This is a genomic window from Cognatilysobacter segetis (assembly GCF_004359965.1).
GTDB classification, from domain to species: domain Bacteria; phylum Pseudomonadota; class Gammaproteobacteria; order Xanthomonadales; family Xanthomonadaceae; genus Cognatilysobacter; species Cognatilysobacter segetis.
In genome coordinates this window covers 1-22956 of record NZ_SMRQ01000040.1, presented here as the reverse complement: position 1 = coordinate 22956, position 22956 = coordinate 1, and the positions used below count along the sequence as shown (strand labels likewise).

20 protein-coding genes are annotated in these 22956 nt (G+C 71.1%); 3 read left to right on the top strand and 17 right to left on the bottom strand.

Annotated elements, in window-relative coordinates; genetic code table 11:
- The 3 genes from E4F61_RS10060 to E4F61_RS10050 form a co-directional block, all read right to left on the bottom strand.
- The coding region (locus tag E4F61_RS10060) for a LytR/AlgR family response regulator transcription factor (RefSeq protein ID WP_133479533.1) at positions 1-437 on the bottom strand (437 nt) is incomplete at its 3' end.
- Positions 438-514: 77 nt separating this feature from the next.
- Positions 515-1207, bottom strand: coding sequence for an alpha/beta hydrolase (locus E4F61_RS10055; RefSeq protein ID WP_133479530.1), 693 nt, complete (start codon positions 1205-1207; stop codon positions 515-517).
- Positions 1208-1245: 38 nt separating this feature from the next.
- Complete coding sequence (locus E4F61_RS10050) at positions 1246-1587, bottom strand: four-helix bundle copper-binding protein (RefSeq protein WP_238382886.1); 342 nt, start codon at positions 1585-1587, stop codon at positions 1246-1248.
- 142 nt (positions 1588-1729) lie between these two features.
- On the opposite strand from E4F61_RS10050, the gene E4F61_RS10045 reads away from it, so the two are divergent.
- Together E4F61_RS10045 and E4F61_RS10040 are read left to right on the top strand one after the other, a co-directional pair.
- A complete protein-coding gene (locus tag E4F61_RS10045; RefSeq protein WP_133479529.1) occupies positions 1730-3046 on the top strand; it encodes a family 1 glycosylhydrolase in 1317 nt (438 codons plus the stop codon).
- 9 nt (positions 3047-3055) lie between these two features.
- Positions 3056-3799 (top strand): SDR family NAD(P)-dependent oxidoreductase, encoded by a 744-nt coding sequence (locus E4F61_RS10040; RefSeq protein WP_133479528.1) that lies wholly within the window; start codon positions 3056-3058, stop codon positions 3797-3799.
- Between the two features lie 32 nt (positions 3800-3831).
- Here the strand turns inward: E4F61_RS10040 and E4F61_RS10035 are convergent, their stop codons facing one another.
- The 7 genes from E4F61_RS10035 to dtd form a co-directional block, all read right to left on the bottom strand.
- A complete protein-coding gene (locus tag E4F61_RS10035) occupies positions 3832-6276 on the bottom strand; it encodes an Ig-like domain-containing protein (RefSeq protein WP_133479527.1) in 2445 nt (814 codons plus the stop codon).
- Positions 6277-6413: 137 nt separating this feature from the next.
- On the bottom strand, positions 6414-7562 hold the full coding sequence (locus E4F61_RS10030; RefSeq protein WP_133479526.1) for a hybrid sensor histidine kinase/response regulator: 1149 nt from the start codon (positions 7560-7562) through the stop codon (positions 6414-6416).
- Positions 7559-8137, bottom strand: coding sequence for a chemotaxis protein CheB (locus E4F61_RS10025; protein WP_133479525.1), 579 nt, complete (start codon positions 8135-8137; stop codon positions 7559-7561). Before E4F61_RS10025 ends, E4F61_RS10030 begins: the two co-directional genes overlap by 4 nt.
- Complete coding sequence (locus E4F61_RS10020) at positions 8134-8985, bottom strand: CheR family methyltransferase (protein ID WP_202908981.1); 852 nt, start codon at positions 8983-8985, stop codon at positions 8134-8136. Before E4F61_RS10020 ends, E4F61_RS10025 begins: the two co-directional genes overlap by 4 nt.
- Positions 8958-12068, bottom strand: a complete 3111-nt coding sequence (locus E4F61_RS10015; RefSeq protein ID WP_133479523.1) for a hybrid sensor histidine kinase/response regulator — start codon at positions 12066-12068, stop codon at positions 8958-8960. The genes E4F61_RS10020 and E4F61_RS10015 overlap by 28 nt, the downstream gene beginning before the upstream one ends.
- Positions 12069-12987: 919 nt before the next feature.
- Positions 12988-14844, bottom strand: coding sequence for an RNA polymerase sigma factor RpoD (gene rpoD / locus E4F61_RS10010; protein ID WP_133479522.1), 1857 nt, complete (start codon positions 14842-14844; stop codon positions 12988-12990).
- A gap of 95 nt (positions 14845-14939) precedes the next feature.
- The gene (gene dtd, locus E4F61_RS10005; protein ID WP_133479521.1) at positions 14940-15377 is read right to left on the bottom strand and encodes a D-aminoacyl-tRNA deacylase; all 438 of its coding nucleotides are present in this window, start codon (positions 15375-15377) and stop codon (positions 14940-14942) included.
- A gap of 82 nt (positions 15378-15459) precedes the next feature.
- On the opposite strand from dtd, the gene E4F61_RS10000 reads away from it, so the two are divergent.
- Positions 15460-16380 (top strand): lauroyl acyltransferase, encoded by a 921-nt coding sequence (locus E4F61_RS10000; RefSeq protein ID WP_133479520.1) that lies wholly within the window; start codon positions 15460-15462, stop codon positions 16378-16380.
- Positions 16381-16384: 4 nt separating this feature from the next.
- Here E4F61_RS10000 and E4F61_RS09995 read toward each other — a convergent pair whose 3' ends face one another.
- The 7 genes from E4F61_RS09995 to E4F61_RS09965 all read right to left on the bottom strand — a co-directional run.
- Positions 16385-17521, bottom strand: coding sequence for a glycosyltransferase (locus E4F61_RS09995; protein WP_202908979.1), 1137 nt, complete (start codon positions 17519-17521; stop codon positions 16385-16387).
- Positions 17518-18540, bottom strand: a complete 1023-nt coding sequence (locus E4F61_RS09990; RefSeq protein ID WP_133479519.1) for a glycosyltransferase family 2 protein — start codon at positions 18538-18540, stop codon at positions 17518-17520. The genes E4F61_RS09995 and E4F61_RS09990 overlap by 4 nt, the downstream gene beginning before the upstream one ends.
- A 30-nt stretch (positions 18541-18570) precedes the next feature.
- Positions 18571-20247 (bottom strand): ArnT family glycosyltransferase, encoded by a 1677-nt coding sequence (locus E4F61_RS09985; RefSeq protein ID WP_133479518.1) that lies wholly within the window; start codon positions 20245-20247, stop codon positions 18571-18573.
- Between the two features lie 92 nt (positions 20248-20339).
- The gene (gene rsmB, locus E4F61_RS09980) at positions 20340-21653 is read right to left on the bottom strand and encodes a 16S rRNA (cytosine(967)-C(5))-methyltransferase RsmB (protein ID WP_133479517.1); all 1314 of its coding nucleotides are present in this window, start codon (positions 21651-21653) and stop codon (positions 20340-20342) included.
- A gap of 1 nt (position 21654) precedes the next feature.
- Entirely contained in the window at positions 21655-22575 is a 921-nt protein-coding gene (gene fmt / locus E4F61_RS09975; protein ID WP_133479516.1) for a methionyl-tRNA formyltransferase, read from the bottom strand.
- A gap of 52 nt (positions 22576-22627) precedes the next feature.
- Positions 22628-22825: a hypothetical protein gene (locus E4F61_RS09970; RefSeq protein WP_133478441.1), complete on the bottom strand. Its 198-nt coding sequence runs from the start codon at positions 22823-22825 to the stop codon at positions 22628-22630.
- On the bottom strand, positions 22822-22956 hold a 135-nt coding region (locus E4F61_RS09965; protein ID WP_202908978.1), incomplete at its 5' end, for a peptide deformylase. The genes E4F61_RS09965 and E4F61_RS09970, both read right to left, overlap by 4 nt.

Sequence of the window (22956 nt, the reverse complement as noted above, 5' to 3'; positions counted from 1 at the left end):
ATCAGCCGCAGCGAGCCGCGCAGGCGCGCGCACAGGTGCGTGCGCTTGCGGCCGGCCCCATCGCCGTTGGCGCGCGCCGACGTCAGGCGGCGCACGCGTTCGAGCGCGGCCGCGAGGCGTTCCGGGCGCACCGGCTTGACCAGGTAGTCCAGCGCCTCGGCCTCGAAGGCCGAGACCGCATGCGCGTCGTAGGCGGTGCAGAAGATCACGGCCGGGCGCGGTTCGCTCGCGGCGAGGTGCCGCGCGGTCTCCAGCCCGTCCATGCCCGGCATCGATACGTCCAGCAGCACCAGGTCCGGGTGCTGTTCGGCGCAGGCCTGCAGCGCCTGCGCGCCGTCCGACGCCGTCGCGACCACGCGGATGCCCGGCTGCTCCTCGAGCAGCGCGCGCAGCCGGTCACGGGCCAACGGTTCGTCGTCGGCGATCACCACGTTCAGCGTATCCACGCACCCCTCCCGCGATACCCCCCCGCCTCCGATATTAGCCTTCCCGGGCGTTCGTGGAAGGGGCGGCCTCAGCGGGCGGCTGAACCGGACACGAGACGCGCGTCCAGCCAGCCGCGCACCGCCTCGATCTCCTCGAGGCAGACCTGGTGCTGCATCGGGTAGGCGTGGAAGTCGACATCGAAGCCCAGCGCGCGCAGGCGGCGGGCGGCGTCCTCGCCCGCGGCGAAGGGCACGACGGGATCGAAGCGGCCGTGCGCGACGAAGACCGGCTGCCCGCGCGCGGCCTCGGGCGTGTCGTCCAGGCGCGCGAGCGCGTCGGTACCGAGCGGGAGGTACGTCGACAGCGCGACCAGGCCGGCCAACGGTTCGCTCCGCCGCAGGCCCGCCGCCAGCGTGACCGCGCCGCCCTGCGAGAAGCCCGCCAGCAGGATGCGCGACGCCGGGATGCCGCGCTCGACCTCGCGCGCGATCAGCGCCTCCACGCGCGCGACGGATTCATCGACGCCCTTCGAATCCGCGCGACCGGTCAGGTCGAAGCTGACGATGTCGTACCACGACCGCATGCGCATGCCGCCGTTGATGGTGACCGCCTGCACGGGCGCGTGGGGGAACACGAACCGGATCGACGGCCAGTGCGGGCGCACCAGCTCCGGCACCAGCGGCGCGAAGTCGTTTCCGTCCGCGCCCAGCCCGTGCAGCCAGATCACCGACCATTCGGGCGAGGCGCCGGTCTCGGTCTCGATACGGTCGATGAGGTCCATGCGTCGCTCCGGCGGAAGGGACGCGGACTATCGCCGCGTCACGCCGCCATGCGCGCGCAGCTCGCTGCACAGCGGCGACAGGCCTGCGCGCATCGCTGCATCGTGCCGTCGTCGCCCATCGATTCGCAGGACGCCGCGCACAGGTCGCAGATCGCCGCGCAGGCGCGGCAGGTGTGCACGTGCGCGGCCGTACCGCGCAGCATCGCGTCGGCGCTGGTGCGGCAGATGTCCGCACAGGTCGCCATCAGCGCCAGGTGCGCGGGATCGGCATGCGCGCCGCCCTGCTCGAGGCAGTACTGCACGGTTTCGATGCACGCCGCGTGGCAGTCGGTGCAGTGGCGGATGCATTCGTCCATCGTCGGGTCGCGTTCGCTGGCCATCGATCGTCTCCACGGAATCGACGGCCAGCCTGCGACCGCCCGCGTGAGCGCGGTATCGGCGGCCGCGGCACAACGGCCGCTTTCATGCGTGTCGACGGTCGCGCGGACTAGCCTGCTCGAGGCACCCGCGCCGCGGCCCCGCATGGCTCCCAACTTCCTGTTCGCCACCGGCATCGAGAACAGCAACCCGACGCTCGACGGCGGCCGCAGGCGGGTGGACGAGCTCGCCAAGTGCGGCCATTACGAGAAGTGGTCGCTCGACTTCGACCTCGTGCGCGAGCTCGGCATCCGCGTGCTGCGCTACGGCCCGCCGATCCACCGGACCTGGCTGGGCGAGGGCCGCTACGACTGGGGCTTCGCCGACCTCACCTTCGAGGACCTGCGCCGCCGCAACATCGCGCCGATCACCGACCTCTGCCACTTCGGCGTGCCGGACTGGATCGGCGACTTCCAGAACCCCGACTTCCCGGCCCTGTTCGCGGACTACGCCGGCGCGTTCGCGCGGCGCTATCCGTGGGTGCAGCTCTACACGCCGATCAACGAGATGTACATCTGCGCGGCGTTCTCCGCGCTGTACGGCTGGTGGAACGAGCAGCTCGCCAGCGATCGCGCGTTCGTCACCGCGCTCAAGCACATCGTGCGCGCCAACGTGCTGGCGATGGGCACCATCCTGCAGTCGCGGCCCGACGCGATCTTCATCCAGAGCGAGTCGTCGGAGTACTACCACGCCGAGAACCCCGGCGCGATCCGCCCCGCCGAGATCATGAACGCCCGGCGCTTCCTCTCGCTCGACCTGAACTACGGCCGCCGCGTCAATTCGGAGATGTACGAGTACGTCATGGACAACGGCATGACGCGCGAGGAGTACCACTTCTTCATGGAGCACCGGTACAAGCACAACTGCATCATGGGCAACGACTACTACGTCACCAACGAGCATCGCGTCTGCGCCGACGGCAGCACGCGCAGCTCGGGCGAGGTGTTCGGCTACCACGTGATCACGCGGCAGTACCACGACCGCTACCGCCTGCCGGTCATGCACACCGAGACCAACCTGCAGGAAGGCGCGACCGGCAACGAGGCGGTCAACTGGCTCTGGAAGGAATGGGCGAACGTGCTGCGCGTGCGCAACGACGGCGTGCCGGTGGTGGGCTTCACCTGGTACTCGCTGACCGACCAGGTCGACTGGGACACGGCGCTGCGCGAGGACAACGGTCGCGTGTTCAAGGTCGGGCTCTACGACCTCGACCGCAACATCCGACCGGTGGGCCGCGCCTACAAGCAGCTCATCGCCGACTGGCGCGAGGTGCTGCCCACGCAGAGCGTCTGCCTGCAGGTGCCGGTGACGATGCCCGAGGACTACGCCACCCGCCACGACGCGCGCCAGCGGGCCGACGCGGCGAGCGATCGCGACGACCGCTCCGCGGCCGCGGCGAATGCCAATTCCAGCGGGACGTAGGAGGACGGCGTGGAACGACGTTTCGACGGCAGGGTCGCGCTGGTCACCGGGGGTGCGAGCGGCATCGGCCTCGCGGTCGCGCTGCGTTTCGCCGCGGAGGGCGCGCGCGTGGCGATCGTGGACTACGACCGCGGGAACCTCGACCGCGCGCTGCCGCAGGTGCGCGCGGCCGGCGCGCCCGACGTGCTCGCGCAGCTCTGCGACGTGAGCGACCAGGCGCAGGTGCGGGCCGCGGTCGACGCGCTGATGCAGCGTTTCGGCCGCTTCGACGTGCTGGTGAACAACGCCGGGCTGATGCAATTCAAGCCCATCGAGGCGTTCACCGCCGAGGACTGGCTCAAGGTGCTCGGCGTGGACCTGCTCGGCGCGTTCTTCTTCATCCGCGAGGCGTTCGCGCACATGGGACGCGGCGGCGCCATCGTCAACGTGGCGAGCATCCATGCGGTGGAAACCACGCCGCACGTGGCCAGCTATGCCGCGGCGAAGGCGGCGCTGGTGTCGTTGAGCCGCTCCACGGCGATCGAGGGCAAGGCCCGGGGCATCCGCAGCAACGCCATCCTGCCCGGCGCGGTGGATACGCCGATGCTGCGCGAGAACCCCAACGTGAAGAGTGGCGTCGAGAAGCTCGACGAGCGCTTCGTCGGCCGGCCCGAGGACGTCGCCGCGGTGGTCGCCTACCTCGCCTCGGACGACGCCCGCTTCGTGCAGGGCGCCGCCCTCCGCGTGGATGGCGGCCGGCTCGACGGCCTGTAGGCGACGCGCCCGGAGGCGCGCCGCCCACGCGGTCAGCGTCCCTGTACCGAAACGTCGTCGACCAGGAACGACGTGGCCACCTGCGAGCCCTCGATGCCCTCGAAGTACACGCGCACGGTCTGGCCGCGGTAGGCCGACACGTCAAAGGTCTTCTGCACGTAGGTCGAACCCTTGTTGAGGTTCGAGTACGTCGCCAGCGTCGTCAGCACGGCATTGCTGCCGTTGCGCAGCTGCGCCTTGAGCGTGTCGTACGCGCTGGTCGTGGTGGTCTCGTCGCTGACCACGCGCAGCCAGAACGAGAGCGTCACCGTCGTCGCGGTCGAGGGGATGGTGATCGTCTGGTAGCCGTAATCGGTGCTGGCGCTGCCGTAGCCGTTGAGCCACAGCTTGTACGTGCCGCCGTGGGCCGCGTAGCTGCTGCTGTTGGTGATGTCGCCGCTGGTCGCGGTCCACGACGTGGTGCCCGATTCGAACCCGCCGTTCTTGATCAGCTCGGTCGCGGTCGTGCTGTTGCTCACCGAGAACGCCACGCTCGACGACGATCCGGCGTTGCCCGCCGCGTCGTAGGCCTTGGCGACGAGCGCGTGCGAGCCGTTGGCGAGCGTCGTGGAGTCCAGCGTGATCGAATACGGCGACGTGGTGTCGCTGCCTTTGAGCGTGCCGTCGACGTAGAACTCGACACGCGATACGCCGACGTTGTCCGAGGCGGTCGCCGACAGCGTGATGGTGCCGGCGCTGCCGGATTCGGACGCGCTGACGGTGGGCGCCTGCGTATCGCCGGTCGACGTCCCCTGCGTGACCCAGACCGGCGCCGACCACAGGCGCAGGCCGTTCGCCTGCGTGACCTGGGCGTAGTAGAAGTGCGCGCCGTTGGCGGGCGTGAGCGTGGTGCGGTCGCTGCCCTCGTACAGCTGCGTCACCGTTCCGTTGCGTCCGGGCACGCCTTCGAAGAACTGCACCCGCTGCGCGGTCTGGCCGCTGGTGCTGGCGTAGTTGGCGACGAGCGTGAGCGGCCCGGTGCTGGAGAACGTCTCGCCCATCACGTGGCCGTTCGCGGTCAGCACCAGCTGGCCGGTGCGGTCTTCGGTCGCGAAGACGCGGCGCGCGCGGATCGCGTCGTAGAAGCTGGTGGGGCCCAGCGCGGTGCCGCTCGGCATCAGCACGCCGGTGCGGTTGGTGAAGCTCAGGCCCCAGTTCGCGCAGTGGTTGTCCTGGTCGCTGGCGGGCGCGACCTTGTAGCCGCGCTCGAGCAGGATGTTCCAGGCCGCCTGGTAGCTGCTGCGGCCGGTTTCCGTTTCGCTCGTGTTGGTCGAGAACGCCGACGAATTCAGCACCTCGGCCAGCATCATCACCTGGGCGCCGTTCGCGTCGTAGCCGAGCGCCGTGCCGTTGACGAGGAACTGTCCGCTGGTGGCCGGGTGGTTGAACATGCCGATCCAGCCGCGCGCCTTCATCGTCGAATACAGCGCGGGATAGTCGCTCTTGGGCGTGTTGACCTCGCCGATCAGCTGGCCGGACGCGTTGGTCTCCCACTCGGCGAGCGCGTCGACATTGAGCAGGTTGAGGTGGCCGCCGTTGCTGATGACGCCCCATTCCAGCCCGTACAGGGCGAGGAAGCCGGGGTGCGCGCTGCGGTAGTTCGACGCCGCGGTCAGCCCGCTCTTGAACAGGTTGATCGCGGTGGTCGGGCTGGCACTCGTGTTCGTGCCGGTCGAGCCGTCGTACATGTGGTTGTGCTCGGACGTGAGCAGGAAATCGCCGCGCGCCTGGTTCTGCATCATTGTGTAGGCGTCGGTCGGGCCGTAGGCGCCGGCCTGCGGGTTCTCCGCGCCGCTGCAGGCGGCGAGCGCGGTGCCGCCGTCGCTGTGGTTGGTCTGGCTGTGCAGGTTGCCGTAGTAGACGGTGTAGTTCAGGCCGCCGGTGGACGGCACCGCCTGCGCGGTGAGCGTCGCGGCCTGCGTTGACGTGCGCAGCGGCTGTCGCGGCGTGACGCGCGCCGGGGCGACGTCGCCCACCTGCACGTCGTAGCCCTGCTCGACGACCTCGTCGGCGAAGAGCGCGAACGCCTCGTCGATGCGCGCCTGGATCGGGCGGGTGTCGCCGGCATCCACGACCGTCGGCACCGCGCGCAGGCGCAGCGTGTAATAGCCGGGCGGCGCCACGCCGCCGGTCTCGGTGCGGCCGTTCCACGAGGCCGGGGCGACCACGTGGCGACCGCCGAGCCGGGTGAGGCCGCGATCGCGCGCGACCACCCGGCCGTCCGGGGCGACCACCTCGAGCGTCCACGCCGCCGCGGTGCGATCGCCGGCGCCGGGGTAGTCGAAGTGCAGGCGCATGGGGAACCGCCCCGCCTCGGCGCGGAATGGCGCGGCGATCGAGGCGTCGAACTCGTAGTGGTCCGGGTGGGCGAACTCGGTGGCGGAGGCGACGCGGACGAGCGCCAGCGACAGGGCGACGGCGAGGACGGTACGGGGCATCGGGGGGAGTCCTAAAGGGCTCGCGTCCTTGCGCGGGGATCCTTCGCCCGCCATCGTCGCCCGCCCGCAGGCCCGTTTCGTGACAGGCGACCCGTATTTCCGATTAACGGTGGCCTGTTCTCCGCGTCGCCTGCGTTTTACGTGGCGCGGCCCGATGTCGCGACCGGCGCGTGCCGGGGAAGCCGCACGGTCATCACCACCTCGCCCTCGTGGTTCCGCGCCGACGACGAGCCGCCGTGCGCACGCACGAACTGGTCGACGATGTAGAGCCCGAGCCCCAGGCCGCTGCTGGCGTGCAGCACGCCCTTGAAGGGCTCGAACAGGCGCGGCAGCAGCGCCTCGTCGATGCGGCCCCGGTTGCTCACGGTCACCGACAGCGTGCCGCCCGACGCGCCGTCGAGCCCGACGCGCACTTTGCCGTCGTCGGCGTGCTGCGCGGCATTGGCCACCAGGTTCGACAGCACCTGCGCGATGCGGTCGGCGTCGAACGTGCCGGCGAGGTTGCCGGTCGACGTGGCCTGGATCGACGTACCGGGATGCGCCTGCCGTGCCTCGTCGATCACCTGCTGCGCGACGACCGCGAGATCGGTCGGCGCCGGCTCGATGTGCAGCACGCCCGAGCGGATGCGCGAGAAGTCGAGCAGCTGGCTGATCATCCGGCTCATGCGCAGCGCGCTGCGCTGGATGCGCTGGCCGATCACGCGCGTTTCCGGCGACACCGGCATGCGCTCGATCGCATCCGCGCACAGCGTCACCACCGACAGCGGCGTGCGCAGGTCGTGCGTCATCACCGCCAGCATCGTTTCGTTGAGCGAGAGCGCGTGCTCGAGCCGCTGCGCGTGGAGCGCGAGCAGCTGGCGCTGGCGGTGCAACTCGACGAATACCTTGACCTTGCCGCCGATCACGTGCGGCTCGATCGGCTTGTGCAGGAAATCCACCGCGCCGGCGTCGTAGCCCTGGAAGGCGTGCACCGGATCCTGCGGCGAGGCGGTGAGGAAGATGATCGGGATGCCGGCGGTGCGTGGCGATCCGCGCATCAGCTCGGCGAGCGCGAAGCCGTTCATGTCCGGCATGTGCACGTCGAGCAGCGCCACGGCGACGTCGTGCAGCAGCAGCAGCTCGAGCGCCTGCGCGCCCGAGGAGGCAGTCAGCACGTTGACCTGGTCGCTGCGCAGCAGCGCCTCCATCGCGACGAGGTTCTGCGGCACGTCGTCGACGATCAGCACATTGGCCGGCGCCAGCGGTGCGTCCGCCGGGACGGCGCGATTCAGGGGGAAATCGATCATTTCAGGTCCGCCAACCGCCGGGTGATCCGGTCGAGGGTGAGCACCGCGTCCGCGCCCGCGTGGGCGATGGCGGACGCGGGCATGAAGGAGGCTTCGGCATCGCCCGGGTCCTGGATCCAGGCGCTGCCGCCGGCCGCGCGTATCGCCGCCACGCCGCGGCTGCCGTCGGCGCTGGCGCCGGTCAGCAGGATGGCCAGCACGTCGGCGCCGAACGCATCGGCGGCGGACTCGAACAGTACGTCGATCGACGGCCGCGAGAACAGCACCGGCTCGTCGACGGAGAGCGCGAGGCTGCCGCGGTCCTCGACCAGCAGGTGGTAATCCGGCGGCGCGACGTACACGCGGCCTGGCACGAGCGCCTGCTTGTCGACCGCCTCGGCGACGGGCAGCGCGCATACGCTGCGCAGCACGTCGACGAGCAGGCTCGGCCGGTCGCGCGGAAGGTGCAGCACGATCACCACCGGCGGCACGAAGTCGGCCGGCAGGGCACCGACCAGTTGCCGCAACGCGCTGACGCCGCCCGCGGACGCACCGACCACCACGAGTTCGACCTGCGCGGGCGTCGGATGGGTCATGCGCGCTTGCGGTAGATGCGCTGCGCGCGGTCGCAGGCCTCGAAGGCCACCGCATGCGCGCCGAACTGCAGCGACTCGCGGCCGCCGAGGCCGAGGAAGCCGCGATGCACGAGCGCGTCGCGGAACAGGCCGACGGCGCGGTCCTGCAGGTCGCGGTTGAAGTAGATCAGCACGTTGCGACAGGACACGAACTGCACTTCCGAGAACACCGCGTCGGTGGCCAGGCTGTGGTCGGCGAAGACCATGTGCCGGCGCAGGCCGCGATCGAAGGTCGCGCCGGCATAGGCGCTGGTGTAGTAGTCCGAGAGCGACGCCCGCCCGCCCGCGGCCAGGTAGTTGCGGCTGAATCCGGCGATGCGCTCGACGTCGTACGTGCCCGCCTCGGCCTTGCGCAGCGCTTCGGGATTGATGTCCGTCGCGTAGATCAGGGTGCGGTCGAGCAGCCCGGCCTCCTGCAACAGGATCGCCAGCGACCACACCTCCTCCCCCGCGCTGCAGCCGGCCACCCAGACCTTGATCGACGGATACGTCGCGAGGAACGGGAACACAGTTTCCTGCAGGCCACGGAAATACTCCGGATCGCGGAACATCTCGGAGACCTGCACCGTGAGGTAGCGCATCGCCTGCGCGAACACGTCGGGCTCGTGCAGCAGGCGGTGCTGCAGGTCGCTCACCCGCTCGCAGTGGAAGTGCGCCATCGCCTGGCGCACGCGCCGCCGCACGGACGACAGCGCGTAGCCGCGGAAGTCCTGCTGGTAGCGCAGGTAGATCGCTTCCAGCAGGAGCTTCAGCTCGACGTCGAACAGCGCGTCGTCGCCGCTCATCGGCGGGAACACCACACGCGGCAGAGCGAGACGAGCTTGTCGACGTCGATGGGCTTGGCGATGTAGTCGTTCGCGCCGGCCTCCAGGCACAGCGCGCGGTCGTCGCTCATCGCCTTGGCGGTGAGCGCGATGATCGGCAGGTCGCGGAATCGGCCGTCGGCGCGGATGCGGCGCATGGCTTCGAGGCCGTCCATCTCCGGCATCATCACGTCCATCAGCACCAGGTCGGGCGTCGCGCGGTCCAGCGCCTCCAGCGCCTCGCGCCCGTTGCGCGCGATCTCCAGCTTCACGCCCAGCGGCTCGAGGATGCTCGACAGCGCGAAGATGTTGCGCACGTCGTCCTCGGCCAGCAGCACCGTGCGGCCGTCGAGCACCTCGTCCCGGCGCCGCGCCTCTTCCAGCATGCGCTGCTGGCTCGACGGCAGCGATGCCTCGACGCTGTGCAGGAACAGCGTGACCTCGTCGAGCAGTCGCTCCGGCGAGCGCGCGCCCTTGATGATGATGCTCTGCGAGTGGCGGCGGAGCCGCTGCTCCTCGTCGCGCGTCAGCGCGCGGCCGGTGTACACGATCACCGGCGGCGAAGAGGCGCCTTCGCCCGACGCCACGAACGCGAGCAGGTCGTCGCCGGAGCCGTCGTCGAGCGCGAGGTCGGTGACCACGCAGTCGAACGGCGTGGCACGCAGCGCCGCGCGCGCGTCATGGACGCTGCCGGCGGTGACGATCTCCAGGCCGTCGCGGCGCAGCAGCGCCTCGAGGTTCCCGCGCAGCGCGGCGTCGTCCTCGACGATCAGCAGGCGCTGCAGCGTGCGCCGTCCGCGCGATTCCAGTTCGCCGATCGCCGACATCAGCAGGTCGCGCGTCGCCGGCTTGGTGAGGTAGCCCACCGCGCCGAGTTCCAGCGCGAGCTGGCTTCGGTCGGACGCCGACACCACGTGCACCGGGATGTGGCGTGTGGCCGGGCTGCGCTTGAGGCGCTCCAGCACCGTGAGGCCGGACGCATCCGGCAGGCCGATGTCGAGCAGGACGCCGCAGGGCGCGAACTGCGCCACCAGCGCCATCGCGTCGTCCGCGTTGCCGGCGACGATGCAGTCGAAGTCCATTTCGTGCGCGACGGCCACCAGCGCCTCGGCGAACGCCGGCTCGTCCTCGACCGCGAGGATCAGGCGACCGGGCCGGGACAGCCGCTCGCGGTCGTCCTCGACCGTCGCCTGCGGCAGCCGCGTTGCCGCTGCCGGGGTAACGGCGACGGGCGCCGCGGGCCGCGCGACCGGCGCCGGCCTCGGGGCGGGCAACGCCGGACGCGCGGGCGCCGGTGCGGCTTCGCGCACGAACGGCGACATGTCCTCCGGCACCTCGAGCGTGACGCAGCTGCCCTCGCCCGGCGTGCTGTCGACCTGGATCTCGCCGCCCATGCGCCGCGCGAGGTCGCGCGAGATCGACAGGCCCAGGCCGGTGCCGCCGAAGCGTCGGCTGGTGCTGCCGTCGGCCTGGCGGAACGCCTCGAAGATCACCGCCTGCTGCTCCGGCGCGATGCCGATGCCGGTGTCGCAGACCACGAAGGCCACGCCGTGGTGCGGACGCGGCTCCGCGCGCAGCGACACCTTGCCGGCGCTGGTGAACTTGATCGCGTTGGCGAGCAGGTTGGTGAGCACCTGCTGCAGGCGCTGCGCGTCGCCGACCAACTTCGCCGGCGCACCCGCGGTATCGATGTCGAGCGCGAGGTTCTTCTGCGCGGCGAGCGGCGTGAACGTGTCGCGCAGGCGCCCCACCAGCGACGACAGCTCGATCGGCTCCGCGGCCAGCTCGACCTGCCCCGATTCGATGCGCGCGAGGTCGAGGATGTCGTTGATCAGCGTCAACAGGTCGTTGTTGGACGCGTAGATCGCTTCGGCGAAGCGCACCTGCTCCTCGGTCAGCGTGCCCGGCTTGTTGTCGGCGAGCAGCTTGGCGAGGATCAGCGCGCTGTTGAGCGGCGTGCGCAGCTCGTGCGACATGTTGGCGAGGAATTCCGACTTGTAGCGGTTCGCCGTGGTGAGTTCGTTCGTGTGCCGCACCAGCTCGGCCTGCGCGATCAGCAGCGCCTGGCGCTGGCTCTCGAGCTCGTGCGTGCGCTCCTCCAGCTGCACGTTGCTCTGCTCGAGTTCGGCCTGCTGCACTTCGAGCGACGCCTGCGACTGCTGCAGGCTGCGGCTCTGTTCCTCGAGTTCCTCGTTGGCGACGCGCAGCTCCTCCTGCTGCGCCTGCAGTTCCTCGCTCTGCTGCTGCGTCTCCTCCAGCAGTTCCTGCAGCTGCTGGCGCAGGATGGCGGTGCGCAGCGCGATGCCGACCGTCTCGCCGCAGATCTGCAGCAGTGCATCGGCCTGCGCGTCGGCGACCGGCGACGCGCCGATGCGCCCGAGTTCCATCGCGCCCACCACCTCGCCGTCGGCGGTGAGCGGGGCGAGCAACAGCTCGACCGGACGGCTCTCGCCCAGCGTCGAACGGATCGTCAGGTGGCTGCCCTCGAGCGGCGCGACGCGGCGCGGGACCTTGAGCTGCACCGTCTCGCCCAGCAGCCCGGCGCCGACGGGCAAGGCCTGCGGCTGCTGTTCCGCCAGCGCGATGCCGCCGACGAGGCGCAGCGTCTGGCCTTCGAGCCGATACACGGCGCCGGCCGGGGCGCCGAGGCGGTCGCCGATCGTGCGCAGCGCCTGCGCCGCCACTACGTCCACGGACGGATCGCCCTGCAGCGCGGTGCGCAGTGCGTTCTGGCTTTCCTGCAGCCACAGCATTGCCTGCGCACGCTGGCGGGTGCGGATGGCGCTGGACACGACCACCGCCATCGCCCAGAACGAAAGCAGACCGATGCCGCGGTTGATGAGCGCGAAATGCATGTTCGCGCCCGGGGGCGAGATCAGTGCGCCGACCGCCAGCAGGATCGTCGCGATGGCAGCCACGATGTACGGCATTTCCGCGCGCGACTGGTACAGGGTCGCGCCCACGGCGATGAAGTAGAGGCACCACTCGGCATAGCCCAGCGGCGTCGCCGCGTCGATGGCCAGCGTGGTCACGAGGATGGCGCCCACCGTCGACATCACGGCGGTCACGCGTTTCTGCGAGGAATACATTGAACAGCCCCCTGAGCAACCGGGCATGGTCCGGGGCGCGGCGTGAAAGCGGCGTTAGGGGAGTGTGGGCCCACCAGGATTCGAACCTGGAACCAAGGGATTCGCGTCATCCGGCGGTTTCCCGCCGGCGCGGACTATCTCTTCACCCTGCGCCTTGGCGCGTGGGGTGCGGGACGCTCGAGCCTGTCATCAAGGGCACTCGAAGCCCTCAGGTAGTCTCTGCACCTTCCAGCGGTGCACCGCTGGCTTGGCTCAGGGTTGCCACCGTCTGCGCGTCGCGCTCCGCTGCGGTTTCCCTGAATTCATCCCGTTCCCGTCCGTGCATTCCTGCACGGCGGCACCTTTTCGATGAGTCCCCTGCTCTAACCGTTGAGCTATAGGCCCGTGGGTGCATGGTACGCAGTTGGACCCCGGCGCCCAAGTGCGCCGATGGGTCGGCTGCTTCGATGCACGCTGGTCCGGACCGCATGCGGCGCTGGGTTGCCGGGGCATTGCACGCGGTTCTGCTCGCGCTACAAGAGGAACGGCGACGTCAGCGGCAGGCTGCGGCCGTACTGGCGCGCGGCGCAGGGAGTCGCAGAAAACTGCGCTCGCAAGCGCCAACGGAAGCCGCTGCGCTGGCTGCGTCTGCGTGTGCGTCTGCGTCTGCGTCTGCGTGCGCGATGCTGCGGCACCCGCGTTGCACCGCGGCGGTCCCGTAAACAGGCGTTCCGCTCGGGTCTTCGCAGCCGACTTCTTTCAGCACGTCCGGACGCCACTGCGGACTTCGCAGTCGCGTGCTGTCATGAGGCGAACGCAATCCACTGCCGGCCTTGGACAGCAACTGAGCTGCCTTCGCCATTTCGCTGCGATCAGCGGCCGCGGAAACGACGAGCCCGCCATGGCGGCGGGCTCGTGCTTGAAGCGATGTCGCGATCGATCAGTCGATGTCGAGGAACGAACGCAGCTGCTCCGACCGGCTCGGATGACGCAGCTTGCGCAGCGCCTTTGCCTCGATCTGGCGGATGCGCTCGCGGGTGACATCGAACTGCTTGCCGACCTCTTCCAGCGTGTGATCGGTGTTCATGTCGATGCCGAAGCGCATGCGCAACACCTTCGCCTCGCGCGGCGTCAGGCTGGCGAGCACGTCGCGCACCGTCTCCGAGAGGTTGATGTCGGTCGTCGCGTCGATCGGGGACATGACGTTCGTGTCCTCGATGAAGTCGCCGAGGTGCGAATCCTCGTCGTCGCCGATCGGCGTCTCCATGGAGATCGGCTCCTTCGCGATCTTCATGACCTTCCGGATCTTGTCCTCCGGCATGTCCATTTCCTTGGCCAGCTCCTCCGGCGTCGGCTCGCGGCCGTACTGCTGGAGCATCTGGCGGGAAATGCGGTTGAGCTTGTTGATCGTCTCGATCATGTGCACCGGGATGCGGATGGTGCGTGCCTGGTCGGCGATCGAGCGCGTGATGGCCTGGCGGATCCACCACGTGGCGTAGGTCGAGAACTTGTAGCCGCGACGGTATTCGAACTTGTCGACCGCCTTCATCAGGCCGATGTTGCCTTCCTGGATGAGGTCGAGGAACTGCAGGCCGCGGTTGGTGTACTTCTTGGCGATCGAGATGACCAGGCGCAGGTTCGCCTCGACCATTTCCTTCTTCGCCTTGCGCGCCTTCGCCTCGCCGTAGGCCATCGCCCGCGAGATCTCGCGCAGCTCGGCCAGCGTGACCTTCATGCGCTGCTCTTCGTCGATCGTCGCCTGCTGCTCGAAGACGATGCGGTCCTTGACCTCGCGCAGCGCGCTCGCCCACTTCTGCTTGCGCTTGAGCAGCTCGTCGACCCACTCGAGGTTGGTCTGGTTGCCGTCCCACGCACGGATGAAGTCCTTGCGCGGCATCTTGGCGACGCGCACGGAAAGATCGAGGATGCGGCGCTCGTGCTCCTTCACCTTGGCGACGGACTCGCGCAGGTTGCGCACCAGCGCGTCGGTGAGGTTCAGCGGCAGCTTGAGCGTGACGAAGATTTCCGCCATCTCCTCGCGGATCTTCTTGGTCGTCTTGTGGTCCGGGCCGTTCTTGGCGTGCGACTTCTCGAACTTCGCGTACAGCTCGCCGAGCGCGCCCATGCGGCTCGCGACCTCGAGCGGATCCGGACCGGTCGGGCCGGCCTCTTCGGCCTCGTCGGCGGCCTCGACCTCGGCGTCGTCGTCCTCCGCGTCGACATCGACGTCGGCGGCCGGCGCCGGGGTCGGTTCGGGCACGTCGTCGATCTGGTCGAGGAAGCCCACGACCACCTCGGCGAGGCGCTTCTTGCCGCCCTTGTGCAGCTCGTAGTCGCCGAGGATCTGCGCGATCGTGCCGGGGAAGGAGGCGAGCGAGGCCTGGACCTGCGTGAGGCCCTCCTCGATGCGCTTGGCGATGGCGATCTCGCCCTCGCGGGTCAGCAGCTCGACCGTGCCCATCTCGCGCATGTACATGCGCACGGGGTCGGTGGTGCGGCCGCCCTCGGAATCGAGCGAGACCAGCGCGGCCGCGGCTTCCTCGGCGGCGGTGTCGTCGACGTCGCGGCCGCCGGCCTGCTGGCCGGCGAGCAGCAGCGTCTCGGCATCGGGTGCAACCTCATGCACCTCGATGCCCATGCCGTTGATCATGCCGATGATGTCTTCGATCTGTTCCGGATCGACGACGTCGTCGGGCAGGTGGTCGTTCACCTCGGCATAGGTGAGGTAGCCCTGCTCCAGACCCTTGCTGATCAGTTGTTTGATGTCCGACTGCGGGGTCTGACGTTCGTTGGCCATGGGCTGCGCCACCAGGGAAAGGGGTCAAGGGAACCGTGCATTATACCAGCGCCCGCGCGGGGCCTGGTCCGGCACGGGGCCGGAAGCTGAGCGGGTCAGGCCCGCAGCAGGAAGGTGACCGGGCCGTCATTGACCAGGCTCACGACCATATGGGCGCCGAACCGCCCCGTTTCCACCACCGGATGGGCCGCGCGACAGCGATCCACGAGCCGGTTGAAGAGGGGTTCAGCGAGGTCCGGCGGGGCCGCGGTCTGGAAGCCCGGCCGCATGCCGGAGGCCGTGTCGGCCGCGAGGGTGAACTGGCTGACGAGAAGCAGCCCGCCGCCGGCCTGCCCCAGCCCGAGGTTCATGCGCCCGGCGGCGTCCGCGAATACCCGGTAGCCCAGCAGCCGCTCGGCCATGCGCGCGACCTGCGCCTCGCCATCGCCCGGCTCGACGCCCACCAGCGCGAGCAACCCCGGCCCGATCGCCCCGACGGTGGCGTCGTCGACCGTCACCTCGGCGCGGGTGACGCGCTGGATCAGGGCGAGCATGGCGGACGCGTCCGGGGCATCGCGGAAGGCTAGCAGAGCCCGCCCACGCGGCCGCCCCGGGCCCCCCGTTTAGACTGGCGCGATGCCCCGCGTCGCCGCCGTCCTGCTGTACGCCCTCGCCTGGTCCCTCGCCCGCCTGCCGTGGCGGTGGCTGGCGCGCCTGGGCGACGCGATCGCCGACCGGGAAGTGCGCCGCGGCAGCCGCGAGTCGCGCATCGCCGCCCGCAATCTCGAGCTCGCCTACCCCGACCTGCCGCCGGATCGCCGCGAGGCCCTGCGCCACGACATCCTGCGCGTCACCGCGCGCCAGATGCTGGAGACGCTCCGCTTCTGGACGCATCCGCACGACCGCAACCTCGGGCGCATCGTCGAGGACCACGGCGCACAGCGGCTGGACGCGGCGATCGCGGCGGGGCACGGCGTCATCGTGGCCGCGCCGCATTACGGCAACTGGGAGCTGCTGAACCAGTGGCTGGCCTCGCGCACGCCGCTGGCGATCCTGTACGCGCCGCCGGAATCGCCGGTGGGCGACGCCTTCCTCAACCGCGTGCGCGCCGCCCATGGCGACGCGGGCCGCGTCACCCAGATCCGCGCCGAGGCGGCCGGCGCGCGCCAGCTGTTCAAGTGGCTGCAAGGCGGCGGTGTCGTCGGCATCCTCCCCGACCAGCAGCCCAAGCAGGGCGACGGCGAATTCGCGCCGTTCTTCGGCCGGCCGGCACTGACGATGAGCCTGCTCGGCCGTCTCGCCGCGCGCACCGGCGCGACGGTGCTGGTGGCCTGGTGCGAGCGCATCGGCGAGGACGCGGCCGGGCCGCGATTCGCGCTGCACGTCGAGCCCGCGCCCGCGGAGGTCGCCAGCCGCGACGTCGCCGCCTCCGTGGCCGCGCTGAATGCGGCCTTCGAGTCGGTCGCACGGCGCGATCCCGCGCAGTACCAGTGGACCTACAAGCGGTTCTCGCTTCAGCCCGACGGCGGCAACCCGTACTGGCCGGACTGCTACTGACCCTTCAGCGCGGCGCCGGCGGCGCGTCGAGGTCGACGCCCGCCTCGCCCGCGACCGCCTGCAGCATCGTTTCGTAATCCCGGGCCATGCGTTCGCGGCTGTAGCGCGCCAGCGCGGACTCGCGAGCCGCGCTCGCGAGCCGCGCCGCGTCCGCGTCGTCCCGCAGCAGGTGGGCGAGCACGTCGGCGAGCGCGGCGGGGTCGTTCTCCGGCACCAGCCGGCCATCGACGCCGTCGCGCAGCGTCTCCCGCACGCCCGGCACCGCGCTGCCGACCACGGCGCAGCCGGCGGCCATGCCCTCGATCAGCGCCAGCGGCATGCCTTCGTAGTGCGTCGACAGCACGCACAGCCGATGGCGCATCAGCAGGCCCGGCACGTCGCGATGCAGGCCGAGGAACGTCACCTGGCCGTCGAGGCCGAGCTCGCGCACCAGCCGTTCGACCGGCTCGCGATGCGCGCGCTTGCCGGCGCCGGCGAACAGCAGCGGCGGCGCGAGACCGCGCTCGCGCAGCGATGCGACGGCGCGCACCAGCGTGGCGTGGTCCTTCTGCTTCGAGAAGCGCGCAACCATCACGATGCCCGGCACGCGGGCCGCGAGCGAATGCGCATCGGCCTCGGCAAACGGTGCGGTGCGGATGCCGTTGGGAATCGCGATAGTGCGATCGGCCGGCATGCCCATGTCGAGCAGCACCTGCCGCACGCCTTCGGAGCAACCGATGACGCGCGCGGTGCGCCGCGCCAGCCAGCGCGCCTGCGTGAGCCGCCAGCGCGTGTAACGCTCGCGCGTGTTGTGCTCGACATGCACGAGCGCGGGCACGCCCGCGAGCAGGCCGGCGTAGCGGCCCCAGAGGTGTTCGGAAAAGCCGTGCGCGACCAGGACGTCGGGCTTCCAGCGCCGGCACAGCGCGACCAGCGACGCGACCGTCGCGACGTGCGCGCCGCCCGCCACCACCTCGAGCGGCACGCCGGCCGCGCGCAGTTCCTCGATGCGGGCCGGATCGCCGCGCCGCTTGCGTCGCAGCACCAGCAACGGCTCGATCGCATCGCCCGCCCGATGCGCGTTCACGAGGGCGATCGCCACCTGGGTCGCGCCACCGGAAAAACCGCCGGTGACGAAGTGGATCACCCGCAGCCGCCTCACGATTGCAGCCAGCCCACCCTGGAGAGCGAACGGCGTGCCCGGCGCGCGCGCAGCCACCAGCCACGTCGCCGGTACTCCGCCAGCACGCCCGCCACGCCGCTGGGGAACAGCTCACCGATGCGGGCCGTCATCGCCTCGTGCAACGCCGCCTGCGCCGCGATGTCGCCACGGCCCAGCCGGCGCGCCAGCGACGCACAGGTCTTGATGCAGAAATGCTCGAGCGCGAACGACGCATCGGGCGAGAGCGCGAGGCGCGACGCGAGTCCGGCGTGCAACTCGGTCAGCGATTGCACGAGGTCGGCGTTCTTGCGTGCATCGAGGCACTTCATGATGCTGCCTTCGCGCTGCCGGTATGCGATCCAGGTCTCGGGCACGTAGTACGCACTGCGGGTCGCGGCGAGCAGCGGCGCGACCACCGCGATGTCCTCGAAATAGCGATGCTCCGGGAACGGCGCCGCCTGCCAGACCTCCCGGCGCGCGATCTTCGTCCAGCTATGCAGCTGGCCCTGGCGCAGCAGCCCGGTGGCGAGCTGCGACCGGTCGTCCAGACAACGTCGCGCCGGACCGTCGAAGGTGCGCCGGTGCAGTTCGCCGCGCAGCCGATGCTTGAGCGCCATGTGCTCGCGATGCACGCGGTAGTCGCAGAGCACCAGGTCCGGCGCTGATTGTTCGACCACGCGGCCCAGCGACGACAGCGCGCCGGGCAGCAGCAAATCGTCCGAATCGACGAACCAGACGTACTCGCCGCGCGCGTGGCGCAGCAGCGTGTTGCGTGCGGCCGACAGTCCGCCGTTGCGCTCGTGTGCGAGCACCCGCACCTGTGGGTGGCGGCGCGCGAGGTCGTCGAGCACGCGGCGCGAGCCGTCCGTGGAGCAGTCGTCGAGCAGCAGGATCTCGATGCCGTCCATCGACTGGGCGGCGATCGATTCCACGCAGGCCCCGACATAGGCCTCGACGTTGTAGACCGGCAACAGCAGGCTGAGCCAGGGGGTCGCGCGGGTCGGATCGGTGGCGGTCACGCGGGCGTCCTGCCGGGAGGCGACCGCAGTCTACCGGGCCGCGACGGCGGCGCAGGCGGCCGAGGCGACGGGCGGCAGCAGCCACCATTCGCGGCGGTTGCTGTGGCCGACGAAGATCGCCGCGCGGCGGTCGATGCACGGCACGAGCGCGTCGTCCTCGAGCATCAGCCAGCGCCGCGACGGCGCCTCGCGCTGCCAGGCCAGCGCATCGGCGAACTGCGCGGCGACGTCGCGGGTGAAGCCGAACGTGCGCGCCGGGCGGTCGGCCATCAGCAGGTTCTGCTCCTTCCAGGCGACCAGCGCGAGCTCGTCGGTCGGAGCGAGGTGGGCGGCGGCGCGTGTCATGACGCCGCGCGCGGAGCTGGCGTCGTTCAGCAGCGGCTGCGCGGCCAGGCCGATCAGCAGCCACAGCCCGGTGAGCGTGGCGACCAACGCGGCGACGCCGCGGCGCACGCCGAACAGCAGTAGCGCGCCGATGCCCCAGACCCCGATCGCGAGCAGCACGCGGCCGAGCGCGTCGGCGCCGCCGACGAGTCCACGCGTCTCGTCCAGGCGCTGCTCGAAGCCCGGGTGGCCGACCACCACGAGCGCGCCCGCCACGGTCGCGGACAGCGCGAGCAGCGCGGCGAACGCGAACGCCAGCCGGCGCGCGCCCGGCCGCTCGAGCGCCGCGGCCAGCCACGGCCCGAGCGCGAGGCAGAACAGGGGCAACGCCGGCAGGATGTAGACCTCGCGCTTGCCCGCGCTGAGGCTGAAGAACAGCACGATCAGCGCGACGCCGCCGAGTAGCGTGGCCAGTCGCGCATCGCGCGTGCGCCACGCGCTGCGCCAGTCGCGCAAGACCCACGGCAGCGCGAGCACGGCGGGACGCCACTGCGTCGCGATGACGACGAGGAAGTACCAGGCGGGCTGGCGGTGGTGCCACGGATCGGCATACCGCTTCGCCGTCTGCCGCAGCAGGATGTTGTCGGCATAGCCGTGCAGCGCCGGATCGCTGCTGTGCGCCACCGCCCAGAGCATCGGCGCGAGCCAGAGCGCGATCGGCACCAGCAGCATGAGCGGGCCGAGCCATGTCGCCGGCCGTCGCCAGCCCATCGCGTTCACGCCGGCCCAGCCACGCGCATGCGCGATCGCCGCCGGCACCAGCACCAGCAGCGCGACGACGCCGACGCCCTTTGTGATCACGCCCAGCCCTGCCGCGAACCAGCCGACGTACCACCAGCGCAGGTCGGGCCCGCGCAGCGCGTGGCGCAGCAGGCCGTAGACCGACAGCGTCACCCAGAACACCAGCAGCGGATCGATCTGCGCGCGCCGCGCCTGGAAGGTGAAGGCGAAGGTGAACAGCAGCGCCCACGCCGCGAACGCGCCGGCGCGGCGGTCGTAGAGGCGCGCACCGAGGTCGCGCACGAGGCCGAGCGTGCCGAGCGCGGCGAGCAACGACGGCAGCAGGAACGCGACGCGAAGGTTCCCGGTGATCGACAGTGCGATCGCCTGCAGCCACATGAACAGCGGAGGCTTGTCGGCGTAGAGCTCGTCGCCGCGCATCGGGAACAGCCATTGCCCGCTCTCGACCATCTGTTTCGCGACCAGCGCGAAGCGCGGTTCGTCGGCGGGCCACGGGTCGCGAAGGCCGAGGCCGGCGCCGAGCACGAGCAGGGCGACGAGCCAGAACAGCCAGCGTTCGCGCGATTCGGGGGTCTTGAGCATCGCCCGATGATATCGGTCGCGACGCCACGCGGAGGCGGTGCCTGCGTGGCTCGCGTGTTCGCGCGAACCGGCTCGCCCGATCGCGGACGCGGTCAGCGCTTGCGCAGTCGTGCGTAGAAGAAGCCGTCGCGGCCGCGTTCGCCCGGCAGCACCTGGCGGCCCGCGCCGGACACGCGACCGAAGCGCGCGTCGAGCGGCTCGACCACGGCGTCGGGCGTGCGCGCCAGGAACGCGTCCACCTGGCGCGCGTTCTCGTCGCGCAGGATCGAGCAGGTCGCGTAGACGAACGTGCCGCCCGGCGCGAGCGTGGTCCACAGTGCGTCGAGCAGTCGCGCCTGCAACACGAGCAACGCATCGAGGTCGCGCTCGCGGCGATGCAGCACCACGTCCGGCTGGCGGCGCACGATGCCGGTGGCCGAGCACGGCGCGTCGAGCAGCACGGCGTCGAACGGCGTGCCGTCCCACCAGGCCGCGAGGTCGGCCGCGTCGGCGGCGACGAGCCGCGCCTCGCCGACGTCGAGCCGGCGCAGCGCGTCGCCGACCTGCGCGAGCCGCTTCGGCTCGATGTCGAGCGCGGTCATCGCGAGCGAAGGCTCGCGCTCCAGCAGGTGCGTGGTCTTGCCGCCCGGCGCGGCGCAAGCGTCGAGCACGCGTGCATCCGGCGACGGCGACAGCGCGTCGGCGACGGCCTGCGCGGAGGCGTCCTGCACGGTGACGAGCCCGGCGTCGAAACCGGGCAGCGTCGACACCGGCACCGCATGCGAAAGCCGCAGCGCATCCGGCAGGTCGTCGTCGACGAAGGCTTGGATGCCGGCGTCGGCAAGCTGCGCGAGGTAGGCGTCCCGCGTGACCCGCTGTCGGTTCACGCGCAGCCACATCGGCGGCATGCGCGCGCTCTGCTCGAAGATCGCGTCGACGTCGTCCGGCCAGTCGGCGGCAAGGCGCGCCTGCAGCCAAGCCGGCCAGTGCGCGCGCGGATCGCCCGGCGGCACGCCCTCGCGCGTCGCGCGTCGCAGCAGTGCATTGGCGAGGCCCGCACGATGTGCCTGCCCGCTCGCGCGCATCGCCTCGACCGTGGCACCGACCGCCGCATGCGCCGGCAATCCGAGCGGATCGATCTGCGCGAGCCCGGCCATCAGCAGTGCGCGCACCGCCCCGTCGCGCGCCGACAGCGGCTTGGGCATCCACGCGTCCAGCGTCGCGGCATAGCGCGCGGGCGCGCGCAGCACCGCGAGGCAGATCGCCTCGGCGAGCGCCCGGTCACGCGGATCGGGCAGCGTCGACAGCGCGGGACCGAGTTCGGCGCGCAGCGAACGGTGGCGGTGCAGCACGGCATCGAGCACGCGCGCGGCGACCAGGCGCGTGGCGACGCCGAGAGCCTGCGCGTGGTTCGACGGGGCGGCCACGTCAGGCGACGCGCAGGTCCTGCCGCGCGTTGAGGAAATCGGCGGCGGTGATCGCGCGGCCACCCTCGCGCTGCAGCACGCGCACGCGCAGCACGCCGTCGCCGCAGGCGATATCGAGGCCGTCGCGGCCGGCGCGCAGCAGCGTGCCCGGCGCGGCTGTCGTCGTGTCGTCCAGCGCCACCGCGCCGTGCAGGCGCACGCGCTCGCCGGCGATCACGGCTTCGGCCATCGGCCACGGATTGAACGCGCGCACCTTGTTGGCGAGCACGCGCGCCGGCTGCGACCAGTCGACGCGCGCCTCGGCCTTGTCGAGCTTGTGCGCGTAGGTCACGCCGATTTCGGGCTGCGGCTGCGGCACCGGGCGCATGCCGGCGCGCAGCAGGCCGAGGCCGTCGCGCAGCACCTGCGCGCCGAGTTCGGCGAGGCGGTCGTGCAACTGGCCGCCGGTCTCGGCATCGCCGATCGGGATCGACTGCGAGAGCAGCACCGGGCCGGTGTCGAGACCCTTCTCCATCTGCATCAGGCAGACGCCGGTCTCGGTATCGCCGGCTTCGATCGCGCGCTGGATCGGCGCGGCGCCGCGCCAGCGCGGCAGCAGCGAGGCGTGCACGTTCCAGCACCCGTACACCGGAATGTCGAGCACCGACTGCGGCAGGATCAGGCCGTACGCCACCACCACCATCACGTCCGCCTGCAGCGCGCGCAGGGCGTGCTTCGACACCGTCGCCTTGAAGTTCTCCGGCTGCAGCACGGGAATGCCGCGCAGCAGCGCCTCCTTCTTCACCGGCGACGGCGTCAGCCCGCGACCGCGGCCGGCGGGCCGGTCGGGCTGCGTGTAGACGGCGACGACCTCGTTGCGCTGCGCCGCGGCGCGCAGGCAGGGAACGGCGAAATCGGGCGTGCCGGCGAAGACGATTCTCATGGCGGATCCTGGGGAGCGGGACGGAGCGGATCGAGCGCCGCGGCGGGCGGCGTCAGCGCAGCAGCCGCATCGCCACGAGGGCGACGCCGACCGCCAGGAGCGCGAGCGTGATCAGCAGGCCGCGCCGCGCGACGCGCGCATTCGGATGCCCACAGCGCGGGCACGCGGCGGCGGCGCGCGACATGGCATCGCCGCAGGCCGCGCACGGCGTCAGCAGGCCGCGGCCCGCGGCCGCGCGAACGTCGCTCACGCGCGCTTCCGCTTCGCGAGCTTCTTGCGCACCATCTCGCGCTTGAGCGGCGAGAGGTAGTCGACGAACAGCTTGCCGGCGAGGTGATCCATCTCGTGCTGGATGCAGACCGCCAACAGGCCGTCGGCGGC